This window comes from Bradyrhizobium sp. AUGA SZCCT0176 (genome assembly GCF_018130145.1).
In the GTDB taxonomy this organism is placed as follows: Bacteria; Pseudomonadota; Alphaproteobacteria; order Rhizobiales; family Xanthobacteraceae; genus Bradyrhizobium.
This window is the reverse complement of the sequence record NZ_JAFCMB010000011.1, coordinates 25,610-44,883: the sequence shown is the minus strand read 5'-3', so window position 1 is coordinate 44,883 and position 19,274 is coordinate 25,610. Positions and strand designations below refer to the sequence as shown.

Annotated in this window: 17 protein-coding genes and 1 pseudogene; 14 read left to right on the top strand and 4 right to left on the bottom strand. The window is 62.2% G+C overall.

Features of this window, described 5'->3' with window-relative positions; translation table 11 throughout:
• Positions 1-100: 100 nt before the first annotated feature.
• From JQ600_RS23930 to JQ600_RS23920, 3 genes are all read left to right on the top strand, one after another.
• Complete coding sequence (locus tag JQ600_RS23930; protein WP_312011862.1) at positions 101-1,801, top strand: ATP-binding protein; 1,701 nt, start codon at positions 101-103, stop codon at positions 1,799-1,801.
• Positions 1,791-3,167, top strand: a complete 1,377-nt coding sequence (locus JQ600_RS23925) for a sigma-54 dependent transcriptional regulator (RefSeq protein WP_212269437.1) — start codon at positions 1,791-1,793, stop codon at positions 3,165-3,167. Before JQ600_RS23930 ends, JQ600_RS23925 begins: the two co-directional genes overlap by 11 nt.
• 158 nt (positions 3,168-3,325) lie before the next feature.
• Complete coding sequence (locus JQ600_RS23920) at positions 3,326-5,026, top strand: alpha/beta hydrolase (protein WP_249136052.1); 1,701 nt, start codon at positions 3,326-3,328, stop codon at positions 5,024-5,026.
• Positions 5,027-5,106: 80 nt separating this feature from the next.
• Here the strand turns inward: JQ600_RS23920 and JQ600_RS23915 are convergent, their stop codons facing one another.
• A complete protein-coding gene (locus JQ600_RS23915) occupies positions 5,107-5,475 on the bottom strand; it encodes an alpha/beta fold hydrolase (RefSeq protein ID WP_409363254.1) in 369 nt (122 codons plus the stop codon).
• Here JQ600_RS23915 and JQ600_RS36975 point away from each other — a divergent pair.
• Positions 5,360-5,614, top strand: a complete 255-nt coding sequence (locus JQ600_RS36975) for a M20/M25/M40 family metallo-hydrolase (RefSeq protein WP_409410665.1) — start codon at positions 5,360-5,362, stop codon at positions 5,612-5,614. The genes JQ600_RS23915 and JQ600_RS36975 overlap by 116 nt on opposite strands.
• A 163-nt stretch (positions 5,615-5,777) precedes the next feature.
• Here the strand turns inward: JQ600_RS36975 and JQ600_RS37430 are convergent, their stop codons facing one another.
• Positions 5,778-5,990 carry a hypothetical protein gene (locus tag JQ600_RS37430; protein WP_212490122.1) on the bottom strand — a complete coding sequence of 71 codons (213 nt, stop codon included), beginning with the start codon at positions 5,988-5,990 and terminating at the stop codon, positions 5,778-5,780.
• Between the two features lie 463 nt (positions 5,991-6,453).
• On the opposite strand from JQ600_RS37430, the gene JQ600_RS23900 reads away from it, so the two are divergent.
• From JQ600_RS23900 to JQ600_RS23870, 7 genes and pseudogenes are all read left to right on the top strand, one after another.
• Positions 6,454-7,620 (top strand): transporter substrate-binding domain-containing protein, encoded by a 1,167-nt coding sequence (locus JQ600_RS23900; RefSeq protein ID WP_212490128.1) that lies wholly within the window; start codon positions 6,454-6,456, stop codon positions 7,618-7,620.
• Positions 7,621-7,644: 24 nt separating this feature from the next.
• Positions 7,645-8,253: an ANTAR domain-containing protein gene (locus tag JQ600_RS23895; RefSeq protein ID WP_212386118.1), complete on the top strand. Its 609-nt coding sequence runs from the start codon at positions 7,645-7,647 to the stop codon at positions 8,251-8,253.
• A gap of 293 nt (positions 8,254-8,546) precedes the next feature.
• Positions 8,547-8,737 (top strand): annotated as a pseudogene (locus tag JQ600_RS23890) (ABC transporter ATP-binding protein); the annotation flags it as partial.
• A gap of 190 nt (positions 8,738-8,927) precedes the next feature.
• Positions 8,928-9,965, top strand: a complete 1,038-nt coding sequence (locus JQ600_RS23885) for an aliphatic amidase (RefSeq protein ID WP_212386117.1) — start codon at positions 8,928-8,930, stop codon at positions 9,963-9,965.
• Between the two features lie 212 nt (positions 9,966-10,177).
• Entirely contained in the window at positions 10,178-11,518 is a 1,341-nt protein-coding gene (locus JQ600_RS23880; RefSeq protein ID WP_212386116.1) for a cytosine permease, read from the top strand.
• Positions 11,519-11,592: 74 nt separating this feature from the next.
• On the top strand, positions 11,593-12,612 hold the full coding sequence (locus JQ600_RS23875) for an alpha/beta fold hydrolase (RefSeq protein WP_212386115.1): 1,020 nt from the start codon (positions 11,593-11,595) through the stop codon (positions 12,610-12,612).
• Positions 12,613-12,658: 46 nt separating this feature from the next.
• Positions 12,659-13,096, top strand: coding sequence for a hypothetical protein (locus tag JQ600_RS23870; protein WP_312010869.1), 438 nt, complete (start codon positions 12,659-12,661; stop codon positions 13,094-13,096).
• Positions 13,097-13,120: 24 nt separating this feature from the next.
• Here JQ600_RS23870 and JQ600_RS23865 read toward each other — a convergent pair whose 3' ends face one another.
• Positions 13,121-15,448 (bottom strand): VWA domain-containing protein, encoded by a 2,328-nt coding sequence (locus tag JQ600_RS23865; protein ID WP_312010868.1) that lies wholly within the window; start codon positions 15,446-15,448, stop codon positions 13,121-13,123.
• Positions 15,445-16,245: a CbbQ/NirQ/NorQ/GpvN family protein gene (locus tag JQ600_RS23860; RefSeq protein WP_212386114.1), complete on the bottom strand. Its 801-nt coding sequence runs from the start codon at positions 16,243-16,245 to the stop codon at positions 15,445-15,447. Before JQ600_RS23860 ends, JQ600_RS23865 begins: the two co-directional genes overlap by 4 nt.
• Positions 16,246-16,317: 72 nt before the next feature.
• Between JQ600_RS23860 and JQ600_RS23855 the strand changes: the two genes are divergently transcribed.
• The 3 genes from JQ600_RS23855 to JQ600_RS23845 all read left to right on the top strand — a co-directional run bounded on the left by JQ600_RS23855 (position 16,318) and on the right by JQ600_RS23845 (position 19,264).
• Positions 16,318-16,623 carry a hypothetical protein gene (locus tag JQ600_RS23855; protein WP_212386113.1) on the top strand — a complete coding sequence of 102 codons (306 nt, stop codon included), beginning with the start codon at positions 16,318-16,320 and terminating at the stop codon, positions 16,621-16,623.
• 292 nt (positions 16,624-16,915) lie between these two features.
• Positions 16,916-17,911, top strand: coding sequence for a tRNA dihydrouridine(20/20a) synthase DusA (dusA, locus tag JQ600_RS23850; protein WP_212386112.1), 996 nt, complete (start codon positions 16,916-16,918; stop codon positions 17,909-17,911).
• A 231-nt stretch (positions 17,912-18,142) separates the two neighbouring features.
• On the top strand, positions 18,143-19,264 hold the full coding sequence (locus tag JQ600_RS23845) for a TRAP transporter substrate-binding protein (protein WP_212386111.1): 1,122 nt from the start codon (positions 18,143-18,145) through the stop codon (positions 19,262-19,264).
• Positions 19,265-19,274 lie beyond the last annotated feature (10 nt).

The window sequence follows — 19,274 nt, the reverse complement described above, 5'->3', positions numbered from 1 at the left end:
TCCCGCAATCAGTTCGGTGGCGCCCGGTTCCACGCGTTGGCTTGTGCGCGGAGCAATTGCAGCCGGGCTGGTCGTGGCCGCTTCGTGGCTCGGATATGCCGTGGCTTTCCAGCGCGGACTGGAGCATTTGCGCGCGGCAGCGCAGCAGCGGCTGGCCGTGGAGGCCGCCCGGCTCGACGGTCATCTTTCAAGATTTGAATACCTGCCGTCCTTGCTCGAGACGTCCCCCAGCGTCTTCCGGCTGCTCGACGCGCCCGGCGATCCCGCACTGCGGGAAGCCGTCAGCCAGTACTTGAAGTCGATCAATCTGCTTGCGGGAGCCGAAAATCTCTACGTCCTCGGCGTCTCCGGCGATACACTGGCCGCGGCTGATTTCGAGCAGCCGGGTACACCGTTTGGCCAAAACCTGTCGTACCGTCCCTATGTCAGCGAGGCTCTCTCGAAGGGTCGAGGGACGTTCTTCGGCGTCGGCATTACCAGCGCGCGCGCCGGCTACTATCTCTCCTACGCCCTGAAGGACGGCGGGGAGACGAGGGGTGTTGCCACCGTCAAGGTCAACCTGGATTCGTTCGAGCGCGCGTGGCGCGACATTGAGAGCGATATCCTTCTGCTCGACGAACGCCGGGTCACGATACTCTCGTCCCGGGACGCGTGGCGCTTTCATCCGATGGCGCCGCTGTCGCCTCAGATGCACGAAGAGATTTCGCGATCCAAGCCATACGGAAACCACGAACTGACGCCGCTCGGATGGACCTTCGTCGCTCAGTTCTCGGAGGGCGCTGCACGCGTCACCGCAGAAAACGGCGTGGCCTACACCCTCAGCGAACGGCCAATCAACCGCGGTCTGTGGAAGCTGGTCCTGCTCGACGATGAGGCGCCGACGCGGCAGACTGCGCTGATCATCGGCGCGATGTCGGGCCTCGCCTGCATCGTTGCGTTGCTGGCGGCTGGTCTGGTCGAGCAGCGCAGGCGAGCGATCAAGCAACGCCTGGCCAACCAGGCGGCGTTGCAGGCGGCGAACGACATGCTCGAGATCAGGGTGCAGGAACGAACCGCCGAACTGCGGGCCGCGCAGGATGATTTGGTCCATGCCGGCAAGCTCGCCGCCCTCGGCCAGATGTCGGCCGGAATCGTGCATGAACTGAACCAGCCTCTGGCCGCCCTGCAGACGGCCGCCGACAATGCGGTTCTGCTCGTCGACCGCGGGTCGATCGGCGATGCCCGCGGAAATCTGACCCGGATTGGCGAATTGGTGCGCCGACTCGGACGCCTGACCGGCCAGTTGCGGACTTTCGCATACAAGTCGAGCAGCCCGCTTGAGGCGGTCTCCGTCGAACATGCCGTGGCCGAATCGCTCAAGATACTCGCCGGGCGCGTCAAGGAAGGGGGAGTGACCGTCGTAACCGACGTTGACGCGAATATCTGCGTCATCGCCGATCAGACGCGGCTTGAGCAGCTGTTGTGCAACATCGTGGCGAATGCGCTGGACGCCGTGGAGAGCGCCGACCGGAAGTCGATCCTGATCCGCGCGAGCCGGGAACAGGGGCAGACCGCGCGCTGCCGCATCGTCATCAGCAACAGCGGTCCTTCAATCGCGCCCGATGTCCTGCAGCGCATGTTCGAACCTTTTGTGACGACCAAGCCTGCGGGCAAAGGGCTCGGTCTTGGTCTGATGCTCTCCAACCACATCGCGCACTCCTTTGGCGGCGAACTGCGCGCACGAAACCTGACGCCATGCGGCGCCGAATTTGCAGTGACCCTTCCATTGGCTGGCACATCAGAGGTTTCGCATGAGCGATGACCAATCGATCGGCGTGATCTACGTCGAGGACGATAACGATGTCCGGATCGGCGGCGTTCAGGCGCTTGAACTTGCCGGGTTTTCCGTCTCGGGGTTCGCCTCGGTCGAGACCGCCAGTGTGTCCGTCCGTGCCGACATGCCGTTCGTCGTGGTCTGCGACGTCCGCCTGCGCGGCAAGAGCGGCCTTGAATGGCAGTCCGATCTGCACAGGTTGGATCAGGATCTGCCAGTGATCCTGATCACCGGGCATGGCGATATTTCCATGGCCGTGCAGGCGATGCGAAACGGTGCCTACGACTTCATCGAGAAGCCGTGCTCGTCGGAGCAACTTGTCTCGGTGGTACGCAGGGCGACCGAAAAGAGGCGACTGACCCTGGAGGTGCGCTCGCTGCGATCGGCCCTCGCAGACCGCCAGGCAATCGAGGCGAGCCTCCTGGGCCGCTCGCCGCAAATACAGGAAGTGCGCCGGCTCGTTTCCACATTGGCCGCGACGAACGTCGACGTCACGATCTATGGCGAGACCGGAACCGGCAAGGATGTGGTTGCGCGCTGTCTCCACAATCACAGCGGGCGACGCGGCGGCCACTATGTCGCGGTGAACTGCGGCGGCCTTCCCGAATCGCTGGTCGAGAGCGAGTTGTTCGGCCATGAGGTAGGGGCGTTCACCGGCGCCACCCGTCAGCGTATCGGAAAGATCGAATATGCGAATGGCGGAACGCTGTTCCTCGACGAAATCGAGAGCATGCCGCTGAGCGTGCAGGTGAAGTTGCTGAGGTCGCTGCAGGATCGATCGATCGAACGCGTCGGAACGAACAAGCCGATCTCGGTGGATTGCCGCGTCGTTGCGGCGAGCAAGACGAATCTGCTCGAGTTGAGCGAGAAGCGGCTGTTTCGCGCCGATCTCTACTATCGCCTTGGCGTCGCATTCATCGAACTGCCGCCGCTTCGCGAGCGGCGCGAAGACATTCCCCTGCTGTTCGAGCACTTCACGCTGGACGCCGCCAGACGGTTCGAGCGCGACGCGCCGATACTGGACGAGCAGACGCTGTCCATCTTGCTGGCCTATTCGTGGCCGGGAAACGTACGGGAGCTCCGTAACGTCGCCGATCGCTTCGTGCTTGGCGTGCTCGACGGCAAGGCCATCAACAAGCCGGGGTTGGGTGCATCCGATGTGTCGTTGCCTCGACAGTTGGAGAACATCGAGCGGTCGATCATCGAGGACGCGTTGCGGCGCAAGCAGGGCGACGTTCAGGCGACGGCGACGCTTTTGGGCATCCCGAAGCAGACGCTGTACGACAAGATCAAACGCCTTTCCGTTAACGTTGACGGGATCAGGGAGGGGACAAGTGTTCGCTCCGGCTCCTGACGACAACAAGCGGCCATTGCGACGGGTCCGGCCGGATAGCTGACAAGGTCTCGGCGCATACGAGAGCGAAGGGCGCCAGACAGAAGCTGCCCGAAGAGGAAACGAACGAAACATTCAATCTTGCTGAGCGAGGGTAAGTGATGGATCGGCCATTCAATATGCCTGACGAATTTGTCGAAGGTTTCATGAAGGCAGGCGCGAGCCTCTGGCGGTCGCTGGGTTGGACACCGAACGGCGATCGTGACGGCGCGGGCCTTGGTGCAACGCTGAATTCATCGGGGCGCATCGCCGAATTGCAGGCTGACCACCTGATGCGTCTGTACCAACTCACGGAACAGGTCATCAAATCGGCTGCAGGCGTGCAGGGCGAAGGCAGCGTCGGGCCGGCGCGTGGCGATCGCAGGTTCAACGCCACGGAATGGCGGGACAATTCGCTCCATAGTCTGCTGAAGCAATGCTATCTGCTGAATTCGCGCTATTGCACTGACTTCGTAGAAGCGCTGGATCTGGACGAAAAGGAAAAGCAACGGCTGCGCTTCTTCACGCGCCAACTCGTCGAGGCGATGAGTCCGACCAATTTTCTCGCCACCAATCCCGAAATCATCAAGCTTGCAACGGACACCGAAGGCCAAAGCCTCAAGGCAGGCCTCGACAATTTGATGTCGGATCTGGGCCGGGGCAGCCTGACGATCACGGACGAGGGCGCATTCGAGGTCGGAAAGGACGTCGCGGCATCCGGGGGCGCGGTCGTGTTCGAGAACGATCTTTTTCAACTGATTCAATATGAACCGGCGACGGAGCAGGTGGCCGTTCGGCCGTTGCTGATCGTGCCGCCCTGCATCAACAAGTTCTACATTCTCGACCTTCAGCCGGCCAATTCCTTCGTCCGGTTTGCGGTCGAGCACGGCATGACGGTCTTCATCGTTTCCTGGCGCAATCCGGATGCCTCTTGCGGACATTTTGGATGGGATGATTACGTCGAGCATGGCGCCATGCGCGCCATCGAGATCGCCCGATCAATTTCCGGCGCCGACAAGGTCAACGTCGTCGGCTGGTGCGTCGGGGGAACCATCCTGTCGTCTGCGCTCGCTATCCTGCGGACGCGGGGCGACGAATCGGTCGCCAGCGTGACGCTGCTGACGACCATGCTCGATTTCCGCGAACCAGGTGATCTCGGCGTATTCGTGGACGAGGAGAGCGTGCGACAGCGTGAGCAGACCATTGGGAATGGCGGCATCTACCGCGGCGCCGAACTCGGATTCGTGTTCCAAACCCTGCGTTCGAAAGAGCTGATATGGCCGAACGTGATCAACAATTATCTGAAGGGAAAATCGCCCGAGCGTTTCGATCTCCTGTTCTGGAATGCCGACGTCACCAATCTGCCGGGACCGATGTATTGCTGGTACATCAGGAACATGTACCTGGAGAACAATCTCCGGGAACCGAACAGGTTGACGATGTGCAACACGCCAGTCGATTTGGGGCGGGTCGACCTGCCGGCTTATGTTTTGGCGACCGTCGAGGACCATATCGTGCCGTGGCGGTCCGCCTATCGAACAACAGGTCTGTTCGGCGGCGACACGCGTTTCGTGCTCGGTGCGAGCGGACATATCGCCGGTGTGATCAATCCGGCGTCGAAGAACAAGCGAAGCTATTGGGTGTCGACCGATCGATGCGACGACCCGGCGGCCTGGCTGGCCGGCGCCGATGAAAAGCCCGGCAGCTGGTGGAACGACTGGATTGCCTGGCTCAAGCCGTGGGCGGAAGAGCAACTGCCGGCGCGCACGCAACTGGGCAGCAACCTCTATTCTCCCGGTGAAGCCGCGCCTGGCCGATACGTGAGGGAGAAGGCGAGCTGACAGCATCAATAGCGAGCGTGGATCTTCGCGTAACCACGGTCAGGATGCACCAATTGCGTTGATGCGCTCGGCGGCGTTCGTCAGGCTTGCTGTCCCGCGGCTTCGAGGATCAGCCGCGTGATTTCGTCGCGACGGGAGATCAGCGAGAGATGGCTGGCCTTTACCTCGATAGTCTTGGCGCCCATCCGCTTGGCGATGAAGCGCTCAAGGTCCGGGGTGATGGTGCGGTCGTCCGTGGAGACCGCGTAGTAGCTCGGCTTCGATCGCCAGGCCGCGTGCGTGGTCTTGCCGGCCAGCAGAGCCTTGTGGAACGGCTGCTGCACGGCGTACACCCTGGCGTTCGCTTCCGGCAGGTCGCCGGCAAAATCGCGAAGGAAGGCCTGCTCGGAAAGGCGTCCTTCATCGCCGCTGGCACACCACGGCGATGCGCTGGCAATCCAGAAACGCATTCCCGCCTCCCTGATCTTCGTGCCAGGTCGGGGCGGGCTCAGTCACAATCCGCGCGAGTTCACCGATCCGGAAGCCCTCGACAAGGGATATGCGGTGTTGGTGGAAACGTTATGGCGGATGGCGACGGCGGAAAGCTGATCGAAGCTACGGCATGCGACTACCGCAATGCGAAGGCGTGTCTTGGCGCGGCGGTCAATACGTCACCACGGATGGTCGCGCGGGCCACGCCGGCCTTACGGCGTCGGCCGTCTGCAGCGTAACAGAAAATCCATCCTCGCGTTTTGTTGAGATGTTTCCCGAACTACGCCAACATTGCGCCGCGATGGCAAGCGCGCGCTTCGCCGATACAGTACGTGTCCATACCAGGAAGGCCCTTGCCAGAGGAGCGCGTCCGTTGATTGACGCCAGGCATTTTGTGGTCGATCGAGCCGGAACGGCTTACCTGATGCCGCAGGTTCTGATCGATGTCGATCACACCATGCGTGTGATGATGCGAGGAGACGTTCGGACCCATCGTCGGTATCATGAAAGTGTCGTCAAAGAAAATCCAGAGACAATCAGCGTAGAGCAGGCCGAGTTGCCTGTACCATGCTTTCCCGAAGCACCGTCAAATCCGTGCTTCGCAGAGACCGTCAATGTAGGTCTGAAAAATCCGGTGCATGTCGACACAGAAGCAAAGGGCAATCTTTCGTTCTCTTCCAGGGACCTCTGTCGTCGCGCGATCCATGCGGTGAGCAGTCCGTCACAGCTCCCGCGAATCGAAGCCGCCTGCGTTCAATGCGGAAGTACGGCTTGGGTGTGTTCTCCACCGTCCAGCCTGTCCCCCAGCCGTTACCTGGTGTGCCGAGTTATCCGGTTCGACGGGAGGGCAACCAATAATAATCCAACAGGCATCTTTCCAATCGCGTCAATTCGGTAATAAGCTCCGACGAGCAGGTTGGGATCATCTTGCTGCATGCGGAGTGATTTGGCTTACTATGGCGTTGGTCGAGGATAATTCGGGCCCATGGCGTGTCGGCGTGCTGTTTTCGCAGACCGGCGTGACCTCGGCGATCGAGCGGACGCAGCTCAATGCGACGCTGCTGGCGATTGAGGAGATCAATGCGAGCGGCGGCGTACTTGGCCGGCCCATAGAGCCCGTAATGTATGATCCGGTATCCGATCCGAAAAAATTTCGTTCCTTGGCGGAACGGCTGTTTCAGGTAGACAAGATAAAGCTGCTGTTCGGCTGCTACATGTCAAGCACGCGAAAAGCCGTGCTGCCGGTGGCCGAGGCTCATCGGGGCCTGCTGTTCTATCCCACCCTCTACGAAGGATTCGAGTATTCACGTCACTGTATTTATACCGGCGCAGCGCCCAACCAGAACTCGCTTCAACTCGCAAGGTTCCTGCTCTCGGCCTACGGCAACCGGTTTCTGTTCGTCGGCTCGAACTACATCTATCCCTATGAATCCAATCGCGTGATGGGCGACTTCGTCAGCCAGGGGAAGGGTAAGGTCCTCGATGAGATCTACGTTCCGCTTTATCCCGAGCCGAAGGACTTTGAGCGGGTCATCGATCGGATCAAGAAGACCTCACCGGACGTCATCTTCTCGACTGTGGTGGGCAGCGGCACGGCCGTGCTCTACGGCGCCTATCGGGCATCGGGGTTCGATCCCACGCGCATGCCGATTGCGAGCCTGACCACCAGCGAGGCCGAGGTTGCCGAGATGGGTGCAGAGGCCGCCGAAGGACATATCACTGCCGCTCCGTTTTTCGAAACGCTGTCGTCATCGGCCGCCCGGCGCTTCGTCACCAGCTTCAAGGAAAAATACGGCGCCGACGCGCCGGTCACCGCGGGCGCGGAAGCCTCCTATTTCCAGCTGCATCTGGCGATGCGGGCGGTGGCGAAATGCGGCACGGATGATCCCGAGCAGGTGCTGGCGAATTTGCGCGATTCCGAATTCGACGCGCCGCAGGGGCGGGTGCGGATCGATCCGGAGAACAACCACACTTATCTCTGGCCGCGCATCGCGCGCCTAGACCGCAACGGCCGCTTTCAGGCAGTGTGGAATCCCGGCGTTCGTGTCAAGCCGGATCCTTACTGTGTCGTCCAGAGCCTGGACGACTGGTCGGTCGACGAACTGCCGCTGCTCCACTCATGAGCACCCCGTAACGGAGAACTGGAAGTGGCAATCCAAATTCTTCGTGACTTGCGGGGGTTGCGGGTCCACGTCGTGCATCCGCCGGACACCGAACGCACGAAACTGGTCGAGCATCTCCGCCGCATCGGTTGCATGGTTGAAACCCAATGGCCCGTGCCGGATTGCTGGGCCGATGGCGCCGACATCGTGCTGCTGGCGATCGAGCACGATGTCCGTCAGGAAATTCAGCGGCTTTTGAGATCGGATGATAGCCACCGCCCGACGTTGATCGCGGTGGTCAGCTACGAAGACCCGTCGACGCTGCAGCTTGTGCTCGAGGCGGGTGCGGTCGCCGTGATCGAGCGGCCCATTCGCCCGTTCGGCGTTCTCACCAACATCACGATCGCGCGCAGCCTGTGGCTCGAACGGCGCGATGCCGATAAACGCGTGCGCAAACTGGAGCGCAAGATCGCCGGCATGCAACGCATTCAGAAGGCGAAAGTGATCCTGATGGACGGGCAGGGCTTGAATGAAGCGGAAGCTTACGAAAGCATTCGTCGTCAGGCGATGTCGAAGCGCTTGTCGATGGACGACATGGCAGCCGCAATCATCCACGCAAATGAGCTATTGCAATACCGCGTGAAAGGTGATTAGTTTTTGATACGTCGCTGAAGAAAAATCTTCCAACGACGTTCGCCGAACCATCGATGTTGCTGGTTTGGCATTGGCTAGGTAAGCCCGAAAGATCCGCGAGGATCTGTCGGGCTTTTTTGCTTTTGGGCCGAGACTCACCGCCGACGCTACGTGCGTTTTCGGAGGCTCGATCCGCTCTGGGAGTTTTTCGGAACCAAATAACGTGCTTCGGCGCGAACGGCTAGGTGTGCCTGGACACATGGGGGAGTGTGATTATGGCGGTCAGCAGACGTAGGTCTCTCGGGAATGGATGCCGCGCCAGGGCAGGGATCGCTTATGTCCCGCAGGGACGGCGAGATCATTCCGGATTTTTCGATCCGCGAGACCATCCTGATGGGTTCGTTCGCCCGCGCCGACGGCATTCGCGAGATTCCGCCGCTGGTGGCGGAGCTGTTCCCATCCCATGAGCGATCTCGACAGCAATGGCGGCGTGTTCTCCGGCGGTTCACCGCGCGGCGCATCGCTGCGCCATGATGGAAGGCGGGCGTGGTGGCGGCGGGCGAGATCGGCGAACTCAGCGACGCATAGGTTCACCGCCACATGGCGGTGTGACCGGAGCGTGGCAGGGCAGGGCGTAAGCGGTGCAGAGGAGCGGCACCTGGAATGTGATCAGAAAACTGCAAGGAGAGCGATATATGCTGCACGGTGATATTTCTTCGAGCAACGACACGGTGGGCGTCGCCGTCGTGAACTACAAGATGCCGCGGCTTCACACCAAGGCCGAGGTGCTCGACAACGCCCGCAAGATCGCCGACATGGTGGTGGGCATGAAGACCGGCCTTCCCGGCATGGATCTCGTGATCTTCCCGGAATATTCCACGCACGGCATCATGTACGACTCCAAGGAGATGTACGAGACGGCCTCCGTGGTGCCGGGCGACGAGACCGAGATATTTGCCGAAGCCTGCCGCAAGGCGAAGGTGTGGGGCGTGTTCTCGCTCACCGGAGAGCGGCATGAAGAGCATCCGAAGAAGGCGCCCTACAACACCCTGATCCTGATGAACGACAAGGGCGAGATCGTGCAGAAATACCGCAAGATCATGCCCTGGGTTCCGATCGAGGGCTGGTATCCCGGCAACTGCACCTATGTGTCGGATGGCCCGAAGGGACTGAAGGTCTCGCTGATCATCTGCGACGACGGCAACTATCCCGAGATCTGGCGCGACTGCGCCATGAAGGGTGCCGAGCTGATCGTGCGTTGCCAGGGCTACATGTACCCGGCCAAGGACCAGCAGGTGATCATGGCCAAGGCGATGGCCTGGGCCAACAACGTCTATGTCGCGGTGGCGAATGCCGCCGGCTTCGACGGTGTCTACTCCTATTTCGGCCATTCGGCGATTGTCGGCTTCGACGGCCGTACGCTTGGTGAGTGCGGCGAGGAGGACTACGGCATCCAGTACGCCCAATTGTCGAAGTCGCTGATCCGCGACGCGCGCAGGACCGGTCAGTCGCAAAACCATCTCTTCAAGCTGGTCCACCGCGGCTACACCGGCTTGATAAACTCCGGCGAAGGGGAGCGCGGCGTCGCGGCGTGTCCTTATGAGTTCTATGCCAAGTGGATCGCCGATCCCGAAGGCACGCGGGAAATGGTCGAGTCGTTCACGCGCACCACGGTGGGCGTGGAGGAATGTCCGATCGAGGGCATTCCGGCCAAGAAAGTCGCCCATCGCTGATGGCATACGAGACTTTGCGCCGGCGGCTCGCTCCGCCGGTGCATGAGCAGGGGAGGAAATTCGCGCTGCCGGCCGGCCCCTCCACTTCGGGGTGGGCCGCGCAAAGCGAGGCCTAACTCAACAAACAACGGAGCTTGCTGCCGCCGTCGCCACCGCGACGGGGAACGAGAAATTATGCGCGATTTGCACCCCCACTCAAAGGACGACGAACCATGAATAGCAGTGTCCCCAAGCCCGCCTCCGCCGCGGATGGCCTCCATGCCGCCGAGGACCAGGTCGATCATCTCCTTGGCAGCGAATATGAGCACGAACCGGTTCCGATGCGCGCGCGCCACAGCGCGTTCTCGGTCACGATGGTCTGGCTCGGCTTTCCCATGATTATTACTGGCGCCATGACCGGCTCGATCCTCGTGCTCGGCATGGGCTTTTCGCGGGCGCTGACGGCGATGATCATCGGTAACCTCATCATGTTCGCCTATGTCGGGCTGCTCGGCCTGATCGGCACCAAGCGCGGCATGAACTTTGCTTTGATTGCGAGCATCGTGTTCGGCAAGAAGGGCTACGTGTTCGCATCCGGCCTGCTGTCGACCCTGCTGCTCGGCTGGTACGCGGTGCAGACCGGGATCACCGGCGCGCTCGTCAGTTCGACCTATGGATTGAACTATGTCGCCATGACGGTCATCGCCGGGATCCTTTATATCGGCATCACCTTCGTCGGCGTGAAGGGACTGCACTATATCGGGCTGGTGTCGGTGCCGCTGTTCGTTGTGCTCGGCCTGTTCGTCGCGTTCGACGCCGCGTCCACCAGCTCGGCGTCGGCGATCTTCAACTATGCCGGCAATAACGGCGTCGCCACCATGTCGATGGGCGTCGGTCTCACGGTGGTGCTGGCGCTGTTCATCGACGCCGGCACGGTGACCGCGGATTTCAACCGCTGGGCCAAGACGCCGACGGCGTCGCTGCTGGCCACCTTCAGCGCGTTTCCGTTCGCCAATCTGATCGCGATGCTGGTCGGCGGCGTGATGACGGCGGCGCTGGCGGTGCCGAACGCAAATCCGTTCGGCGCCGACAACATGTTCGGCTACATGAACGGCAAACAGATGGCGTGGCTGAGCGCGCTGGCATTCCTGTTCCTTTACGTCAATCTCGGTTCGGTCTGCTCGCACTGCCTCTACAATGCAGCAACCGGCTGGTCGCGTATCCTCGGCAACCACATGCGCATGATGGCAGTGATCCTCGGCGCCATCGGCATCGTCGTCGCCGCCGGCAATGTGTGGGCGTTCTTCATCCAGTGGCTGTCGCTGCTCGGCATCCTGGTGCCGCCGATCGGCGCCGTCATCCTGGTCGACCAGTATCTGATCCGGCCGGATGCGAAGATCGAGGCCGACTGGCGGCCTGACGCGTTCATCGCCTGGGCGGCTGGTTCGGTCTGCGCCTTCATCGTCGAGGAGCGGATGCCATATCTGTCGACCGCGATCTCGGCGGCGCTGGTTGCGAGCATCGCCTATTACGCCATCGCCAGATCACGGGTCGCCGTGGCGAAGCCGCTCTGACGCTCCCAAAAGACGGCCTGCCTTCACGGAGGCCGACCCGCTTCTCCGGCATAACCTGAACGAGGGCATTTATCATGAGTCTCGATTACGAAATCTACGATCTCGGCGACGTCAAGCTGCAGCGCGGCGCGACGATTCGCGACTGCAAGCTGGCCTACAAGACGTTCGGCACGCTCAGCCCGAAGAAGGACAATGTCATCGTCTATCCGACCTGGTATTCGGGCCAGCACTACGACAATGAATGGCTGATCGGTGAAGGCCGCGCGCTCGATCCGAAGAAATACTTCATCATCATCCCGAACATGCTCGGCAACGGGCTGTCATCGTCGCCGAGCAACACGCCGGAGCCTTACAACGGTCCGCGCTTTCCGCAGGTGACGGCCTGCGACAATGTGCGGGTGCAGCACCGCCTCGTCACCGAGAAATTCGGCATCGAGCATATCCGGCTCGTCACCGGCTGGTCGATGGGCGCGCTGCAGACCTTCCATTGGGGCGCGCTCTATCCCGACATGATGGATTTGATCGCGCCGTTCTGCGGCTCGGCGAAATGCTCACGGCACAATTTTGTGTTTCTCGAAGGCGTCAAGGCCGCGCTTACGGCGGATGCCGCCTGGAAGGAAGGCTGGTACACCGAAAAGCCGGCCCGCGGCCTCAGGGCTGCTGCGCGGGTCTATGCCGGCTGGGGATTCTCGCAGGCTTTCTACCGCGAGAAGCTCGACCTCGAGGTGCTGGGCTATTCCTCGCTGGAGGATTTCCTGGTCGCGTTCTGGGAGGGCTTCTTCCTGCCAAAGGATCCCAACAATCTCCTGACCATGCTGTGGACCTGGCAGAACGGTGATATCAGCGACAACGAATTGTACAAGGGTGACTTCAAGGCCGCGCTCGGTGCGATCAAGGCGAAGGCCTTCGTCATGCCCGGCCAGACCGACCTGTACTTCCCGCCCGAGGACAGCAAGTTCGAGGTGGCGCATATGCCGAACGCCGAGTTCATGCCGGTGCCCTCGATCTGGGGGCATTTCGCGGGCGGTCCCGGCACCAATCCGAAGGATGTCGACTTCATCGACACGAAGCTGAAGGATCTTCTGGCCTCATAAAGCAGGAGCTTCGGCCGGGTATTGTTCTGGGAGGGATATCGGAGCCGTGCTGAGTATCAGTCATGTCCTCGGCAGCCGCCTCGAGCCGGCTTTCTCGGAGAAGATCCTGCGGCTGGAGCATCACAACGCCGTCGACGAGGTGCGGCTGTCGGGCGAGGAGCTTGAACGGCACCAGCTGCGGACGACGACCCGCAACGGGCAGGAGCTTGCGATCTCGTTGCCGCGCCATCAGCGGCTGTTCGATGGCGCGGTGCTGCTGCTCGACGAGGTCAGTGCCATCGTCGTGCGGGTGGCCGGCGAGCGCTGGCTGCGGCTGGAGCCGCGCTCGATCAGCGATGCGATCAGCTCGGCTACCACGTCGGCAATCTGGGCTGGCGGGTGGTCCGCTTCGAGGGTGAGGTGCTGTTCGTCGCCATCGAGGGGAGGGCAGAGAACTATGTTGTTCGCCTCGGCGAATTGTTCTGGTCGCGCCGGGTCGGAATGAGCATTCTGGAAGACTATGGAGGCACTACCGCCGCGCCAGCCTGAAATAGAGTTCGGAAAGGCGGCCCGGCAAATCCTCGATCCGATGCACCATCATGGTATTGCCGCGGCCGAAGATCCGGGACGTGGCCTGAATGCCCGGATGCCCGAGCACGACGCCATAGGCGTCGATACCCGCGGCATGCAGGCCAACCGCGGCGCGGCGGGCGTCTTCGACCAGGTCGAGCGGATCGGAGACGTCGATGTCCGACGGCTCGCCATCGGTCAGAACGATCACGAGCTTGCGGGCGGAAGTTTCCCTTCCGATCACGTGACCGGCATGACGGAGCGCCGTGCCGAGCCGGGTCGACAGGCCCGACTTTAGGCCGGCAAGACGCGCCCTGCAGGTCCGGTCATAGGCCTCATCGAAGGACTTCACCGTCGTCATCTTGACGTCCTCGCGCCCGTTGGAGGCAAACGCCAGCAGGCTGAAGGGATCACCGAGCCGGTCCATCGCCTCGGCCAGCACCGAGACCGCCAGGCGCTCGACGTCGAGGATGGTCGCGCCGGAGGCTAGCCTATCTCGCGTTGATTCCGAAATGTCGATCAGCAGCAGCGCGGCGAGGTCGCGATGCATCGACGTCGACGAGCGGAATACGCGGGGGTCGGGCTCGCGGCCGGTCCGCAGCGCAATGCCGGCGTCGAGCACGGCATCGAGATCGAGATCGTGTCCGTCGTGCTGGCGGTTGAGGCGGATGGTGCGTCCGATCCGCACGCCGCGCATCAATCGGCCGATGCGGTTGCGCAGCACGTCCGCCTGGTCGAGCGCGTCCTCGATTCTGCGCGGGTCACCAGCGCGCGCCGGCACCTCGCGCACCACGGTCCATTCGGCGCGCTCGATTCTATGCTCGCGGTCCCATTCCGGATATTTGGCGATGACGACGCCGCGATCATCCGGCGCCACCGGGCGCCCGCGCCCGCGCGGCTGGCCCTGTTCGTCGGGCTCGCGGCTGGTGCCGTCGTCGTTGGGCGCCTCCTGCCGTTCCACCCGCACGGCATCGACCGGAAGCTCCATCACTTCGCCGGAGGGGGGCGCGTCCTCGCCGAAATCCCACAGACCCAGGCCATCGTCGCGATAGACCGGCTCGACCACATAGGTCTTGGCGTTGAACTGCACGCGCATCTGGCCGAGATCGTTGCCGAGCAGCATGCCGATCTCGCGGCTGATGGCGGGATCGTCGATCCGCGGCGCGCTTGCTGCAAACATCTCACGGCCCTTGGCGACAAAACTGTCGTTGTCGGCGTAGGTCGGATCGAACAGCGCGCGCGCCAGCCGGGCCAGTAAGGTCGGCGCCGCCACGACGCCGGACGGGGTGGCGACGTGATAGGGCGCCCAGAGCCGGCGCAAGCCCGGCAATTGCTGCATCGCCAGCGTCTCGATCCGCGCGTCCTCGATCAGGTTGACGAGTGCAATCTGCAGCGGCTTCAGCGTGCCGACCGGAAACAGTCCCTGACCCAGCACCAGATGGGCCTGGGCGTGGGTGGCCGCCGCGCGAAACAGCGCGCGGGCAGCTTTTCCTCGCACGCCGCGGTAGGTTTCGGGCAGCCGGATCAAGGGTCCTGCAATCGAGGTGCGCCGCTGCGGCGTTTGGCTATTGTCGGCTGGAAAACTGCGCAGCAGCGGGCTGCGGCCCCATAGCGCGGTAACGAACGCCTTGAGTTCGAGCTCCGTCTCCGGAAACGTGACGCTGCCGAGATCGCGCGCGATCATGCGGCGCGCGAGTTCGTCCTGCAGGGTGAAGAAGGCGAGCCGCCGCGCCTTGTTGCCGGAGGCGAACTTCAGCCCCGCCGCGACGAAATTCTCAAAGGCGTCGATCGTGCCCGGCGTGAGGATCTCGCCAATGTTAGCCGCGACCGATGTGACCGACTCCGGCGCCTGCCGCGCCAGTGCGTCCATCACCCGCCACCATCGCGCCAGTGCGGGACCGTTCCCGAGCACGCGTCCTGCGCCCGGCAACGCCTGCAACGCAGCGGTTGCCGATTGCGCGCCGGCATGGCGGCAGATGTCTGCGGCGGCTTGTCCGGCCACAAGCAGCGGTGCGATCTCCCGCCGGCCATCGCCGTACCGGCTCGCCTCCCAATAGGCGATCAGGCACGCCGGCCCGGCGTTGACATGCGCGAGCGTGAGCACGGCGCAGGCCCAGGCCTCAAGCTCGCTGGCGTCGAAATGATGGGATAGAGCGTCCCAGGCGGCCAGGAACATCGGTCGCAGCGTCTCGCGCGCGCGCATCAGTCGGTGCAGGCGCCGCGTCGCACTATCCTCCTGATCCGGGGGAACCAGATGTAGCGTGAGCGGCGGCTCGGTGGCGTTCACGGCAGGCACGCCTGAATGGCGTCGCTCAGTGCTGCCCTGATGTCGGGATTATCGGTTATCGGCAGAACGATGCTGGACTGCACGGCCATTTCCAGCGGCAGGCCGGCGCGCACCATGCGTCCGGCATGGATCAGCATCCGCGTGGACGCGCCCTCGTCGAGGCCGTGCCCCTGCAAATTGCGCGACCGCTCTCCGATCGCGACCAGGATGCTGGCCAGTGCGTCGTCGGTGCCGCTTTCGCGCACGATAATGGAAGCTTCGGTTGAGGGCGGCGGATAGCCGAAATCGATCGCGACAAAGCGCTGTTTTGTCGACTCCTTGAGATCCTTCACCGCGCTTTGGTAGCCGGGGTTGTAGGAAATCGTCAGCTGGAAGTCGGGATGCGCCGGCACGATCTCGTTGTGCTTCTCCAGCGGCAGGATGCGCCGTGCGTCCGTGAGCGGGTGGATCACGACGGTCGTGTCCTGCCGCGCCTCGACGATTTCATCGAGGTAGCAGATCCCACCATGGCGCACCGCCAGCGTTAGCGGGCCGTCGTGCCAGACCGTGCCGGAGGGTTCGAGCAGATAGCGTCCGGCAAGATCCGCCGCCGTCATGTCCTCATGCGCCGCAACCGTGATCAGGGGCTTTCCGAGCCGCCAGGCCATGTGCTCAACGAAGCGGGTCTTGCCGCAGCCGGTCGGGCCTTTCAGCATCACAGGCAGACGTTCGGCATAGGCGGCCTGAAAAGTCGCTATCTCGTTGCCGAGCGGCTGATAATACGGTTCGGCTGCGATCCTGAAGACGTCGAGGTTCATCAAAAATCCTCCGCGTGTGACAAAGGATCAATGATCTCGCGGCCGAGCGCCATTGTCCCTTCGTGAATGGGAATGGCAGCCTTTGCCGGGGACACGCTGCGGCATCGAAGCGTGCGAACAGGCGATCAAACGCCTCGGATCGGATTAGACCGCGAAAATGACATCGCGACAAGGGACAAGCGCGCCAAAGCCTTCCGCTTCCTCGTGGGCATGAAAGACCGTCGAATGGCGACCAAATGGTCACCATCAACGAACGTCGGTCTCGTTGGTTGCGGGTCCACGACCGAACTACGCCAACATTGCGCCGCGCATGACCGATCGTCGGTACGTTTGATCAACGCAGACGTCATTGCCGAAGCTGATTTTTATTTCGGTTGAATGTGGTTCGTTCTCGGCGTTTCTTCGCGCGGCTCACGCTGGGATGCGAGGGGATATTTCCAACAAAAAATCTGTCGTGGGTCGAATCGAAATGCAGTTGAGTGAAGGTCGTGTGCACTCGGGCGTTCGCGTGCACCATGTGTGCACTGAGAATGCAGATGTGGCGATTTTGGCTTCCAGCGCGGGCGGGTATGATCCTAGAAAAACTGGCATAAGCGGGCACACTCGGGCCAAATTTGCCAGTCGGTCCAATCCCTTATAGGATCGGCTTGAGGCATAAAAGATTAATGAGATGAATGACTTAGACAACCGCTTCTCCGTCGCGCCCATGATGGATTGGACCGACCGGCATTGCCGCGTGTTCCACCGTCTGATGACGCGGCGGGCGCGGCTTTACACGGAGATGCTGACGACCGGCGCCATCATCCATGGCGACCGAATGCGGCTGCTCGGCTTCGACCAGAGCGAGCACCCCGTTGCGCTGCAGCTTGGCGGCTCCGATCCGCGCGATCTCGCTACCGCTGCGAAGATCGGCGAGGATTTCGGCTATGACGAGATCAACCTCAACGTCGGCTGTCCGTCGGACCGGGTAAAGGACGGCCGCTTCGGCGCCTGCCTGATGGCAGAGCCGGCGTTGGTTGCCGAGGGCGTCGCGGCGATGAAGCGCGCGGTGAACATTCCCGTCACGGTCAAATGCCGTATCGGCATCGACGACCAGGATCCGGAAGTGGCGCTGGACGTGCTGGCGCGCGGCGTCGTTGCCGCGGGCGCCGATGCGCTGGTCGTGCACGCCCGCAAGGCCTGGCTCAACGGCTTGTCGCCGAAGGAAAACCGCGACATTCCGCCGCTCGATTACGACAGAGTCTACCGGCTGAAGGCCGCGCTGCCCGAGGTGCCCGTCATCATCAATGGCGGGATCGGCAGCCTCGCCGAGGCGAAGGCGCATCTTGCCCATGTCGATGGCGTGATGCTGGGGCGGGCGGCCTATCAGGAGCCGTGGCGATTGCTCAAGGTCGATCCGGAGTTATTCGGCGAGGCGGCGCCGCATGCGACCATGAAGGATGTGTTTGAGGCTATGATGCCCTACATCGAAAACCAGCTCGGGCAGGGCACGCGGCTGCATTCGATGACGCGGCATTTCGTCGGTGCGTTTCACGGCGTGCCGGGGGCGCGCGCCTTCCGCCGCCATCTCGCCGAAAACGGCGTCAGGCAAGGCGCCGGCGCCAACGTATTGTGCGATGCGATTGCGCTGGTCGAAGCCCGCGCGGCGTCTTCGATCGCGGCCTGACGGCAACGCTTCTGGCGCGCGACCCAGGCTGATGGCAGCGTTGGTGCTGCCGGCAATTTCTCAATTAGCTGTCTCGCTTTCACGAGCCTGGCCACTCCATCTTTCACCGGCTCACTTGCCGGTCCGACAGATATCGCCTTGACAGCGCAATCATCCCGTCCGTAACTTCAGCTCACAAGATCAAAAAAACATCAACCAAGGAGAAATTGCTGCCAAAAGGGAGGAGTGAGAATGCTCAGGTACACGTCTATTGTCGTGGCTGCTGCCCTCGGACTCGCCGCCACCTTTACGGACCCAGCCCAGGCTCAGACCCCGGCGCCCAAGCCCCTTGTATTAAAAGGGCAATCGACCCACCCCGCGTCGTCGAACTTCCACCTCATCTTCAAATTGTGGGCCGAGACCGTCGAAAAGATGACGGCTGGCCGCCTCAAGATTGAAACGCTCCCGGCCGGCGCCATCGTTCCCCCGTTCGAGGTCTTCGACGCAACGTCGAAGAACGTTCTCGACGTTGGAATGGCGCCGTTCGGCTACATCCTCGGCCGCAACACCGCGACGATTCCGATGTCGCACGGTCCGCTGTTCGGCATGGACGGAAGCGACTACTGGGCCTGGTACTACGACGGCGGCGGCATGGCCCTGCTGGAAGAATTCTACCGCGACGTCCTCAAGCTCAACGTCGTGGGCTTCCCGATTCCGACCGACTATCCGCAAGGCATGGGCTGGTTCAAGAAAGAGATCAACAGCCTCGCCGATCTCAAGGGGATGAAGTATCGCATCTACGGCATCGGCGCGGAGACCTACGGCCGGCTTGGCGTGTCGGTCGTCACCATACCGGGCGGCGAGATCGTCCCGGCGATGGAGCGCGGCGTGATCGAAGGCGCTGAATGGATCAACTGCGAGGAAGACAAGAAGCTCGGTCTGCACCAGGTCGCGAAGCACTACTACACCCCTGGCATGCACGAGCCCGTCACCGGCGGCCAGTTGATGATCAACGGCGATGTCTGGAAGAAGCTGACGCCGGATCTGCAGGAGATCATCAAGGTTGCCAGCGTCTACGCCACGACGCAGCGCAATTTCTCCTTCAACCGCGAGACCGCGCAGGCCTGCCAGGACCTCCTCAAGATGGGCGTCCAGTTGCATCGCACGCCGGATGATGTCCTGAAGAACTTCCTCGACGAGTGGGAGAAGATCCAGGCCGAGTACGCCGCCAAGAACCCCTTCTACAAGAAGGCGATGGACAGTCAGAAGGCCTACGCCGAGAAAATCGTCCCGTTCAAGCTTTCCTGGTTCCCGCCTTATAATTTCGCCGGCGAGTACTACTGGAAGGACAAGGTCTATCTGCAGAAGAAGTGATCCGCTTTCG

Bases quoted from the DNA above. Each gene is read 5' to 3' on its own strand.
- JQ600_RS23915 (WP_409363254.1), bottom strand. From the start codon at position 5,475: ATGCGTTTCTGGATTGCCAGCGCATCGCCGTGGTGTGCCAGCGGCGAT.
- JQ600_RS23880 (WP_212386116.1), top strand. From the start codon at position 10,178: ATGAATAGCAGTGTCCCCAAGCCCGCCTCCGCCGCGGATGGCCTCCAT.
- JQ600_RS23855 (WP_212386113.1), top strand. From the start codon at position 16,318: ATGGCAGCCTTTGCCGGGGACACGCTGCGGCATCGAAGCGTGCGAACA.
- JQ600_RS23925 (WP_212269437.1), top strand. From the start codon at position 1,791: ATGAGCGATGACCAATCGATCGGCGTGATCTACGTCGAGGACGATAAC.
- JQ600_RS23885 (WP_212386117.1), top strand. From the start codon at position 8,928: ATGCTGCACGGTGATATTTCTTCGAGCAACGACACGGTGGGCGTCGCC.
- JQ600_RS23845 (WP_212386111.1), top strand. From the start codon at position 18,143: ATGCTCAGGTACACGTCTATTGTCGTGGCTGCTGCCCTCGGACTCGCC.
- JQ600_RS23875 (WP_212386115.1), top strand. From the start codon at position 11,593: ATGAGTCTCGATTACGAAATCTACGATCTCGGCGACGTCAAGCTGCAG.
- JQ600_RS23860 (WP_212386114.1), bottom strand. From the start codon at position 16,245: ATGAACCTCGACGTCTTCAGGATCGCAGCCGAACCGTATTATCAGCCG.
- dusA (WP_212386112.1), top strand. From the start codon at position 16,916: ATGAATGACTTAGACAACCGCTTCTCCGTCGCGCCCATGATGGATTGG.
- JQ600_RS37430 (WP_212490122.1), bottom strand. From the start codon at position 5,990: ATGGGTCCGAACGTCTCCTCGCATCATCACACGCATGGTGTGATCGAC.
- JQ600_RS23900 (WP_212490128.1), top strand. From the start codon at position 6,454: ATGGCGTTGGTCGAGGATAATTCGGGCCCATGGCGTGTCGGCGTGCTG.
- JQ600_RS23920 (WP_249136052.1), top strand. From the start codon at position 3,326: ATGCCTGACGAATTTGTCGAAGGTTTCATGAAGGCAGGCGCGAGCCTC.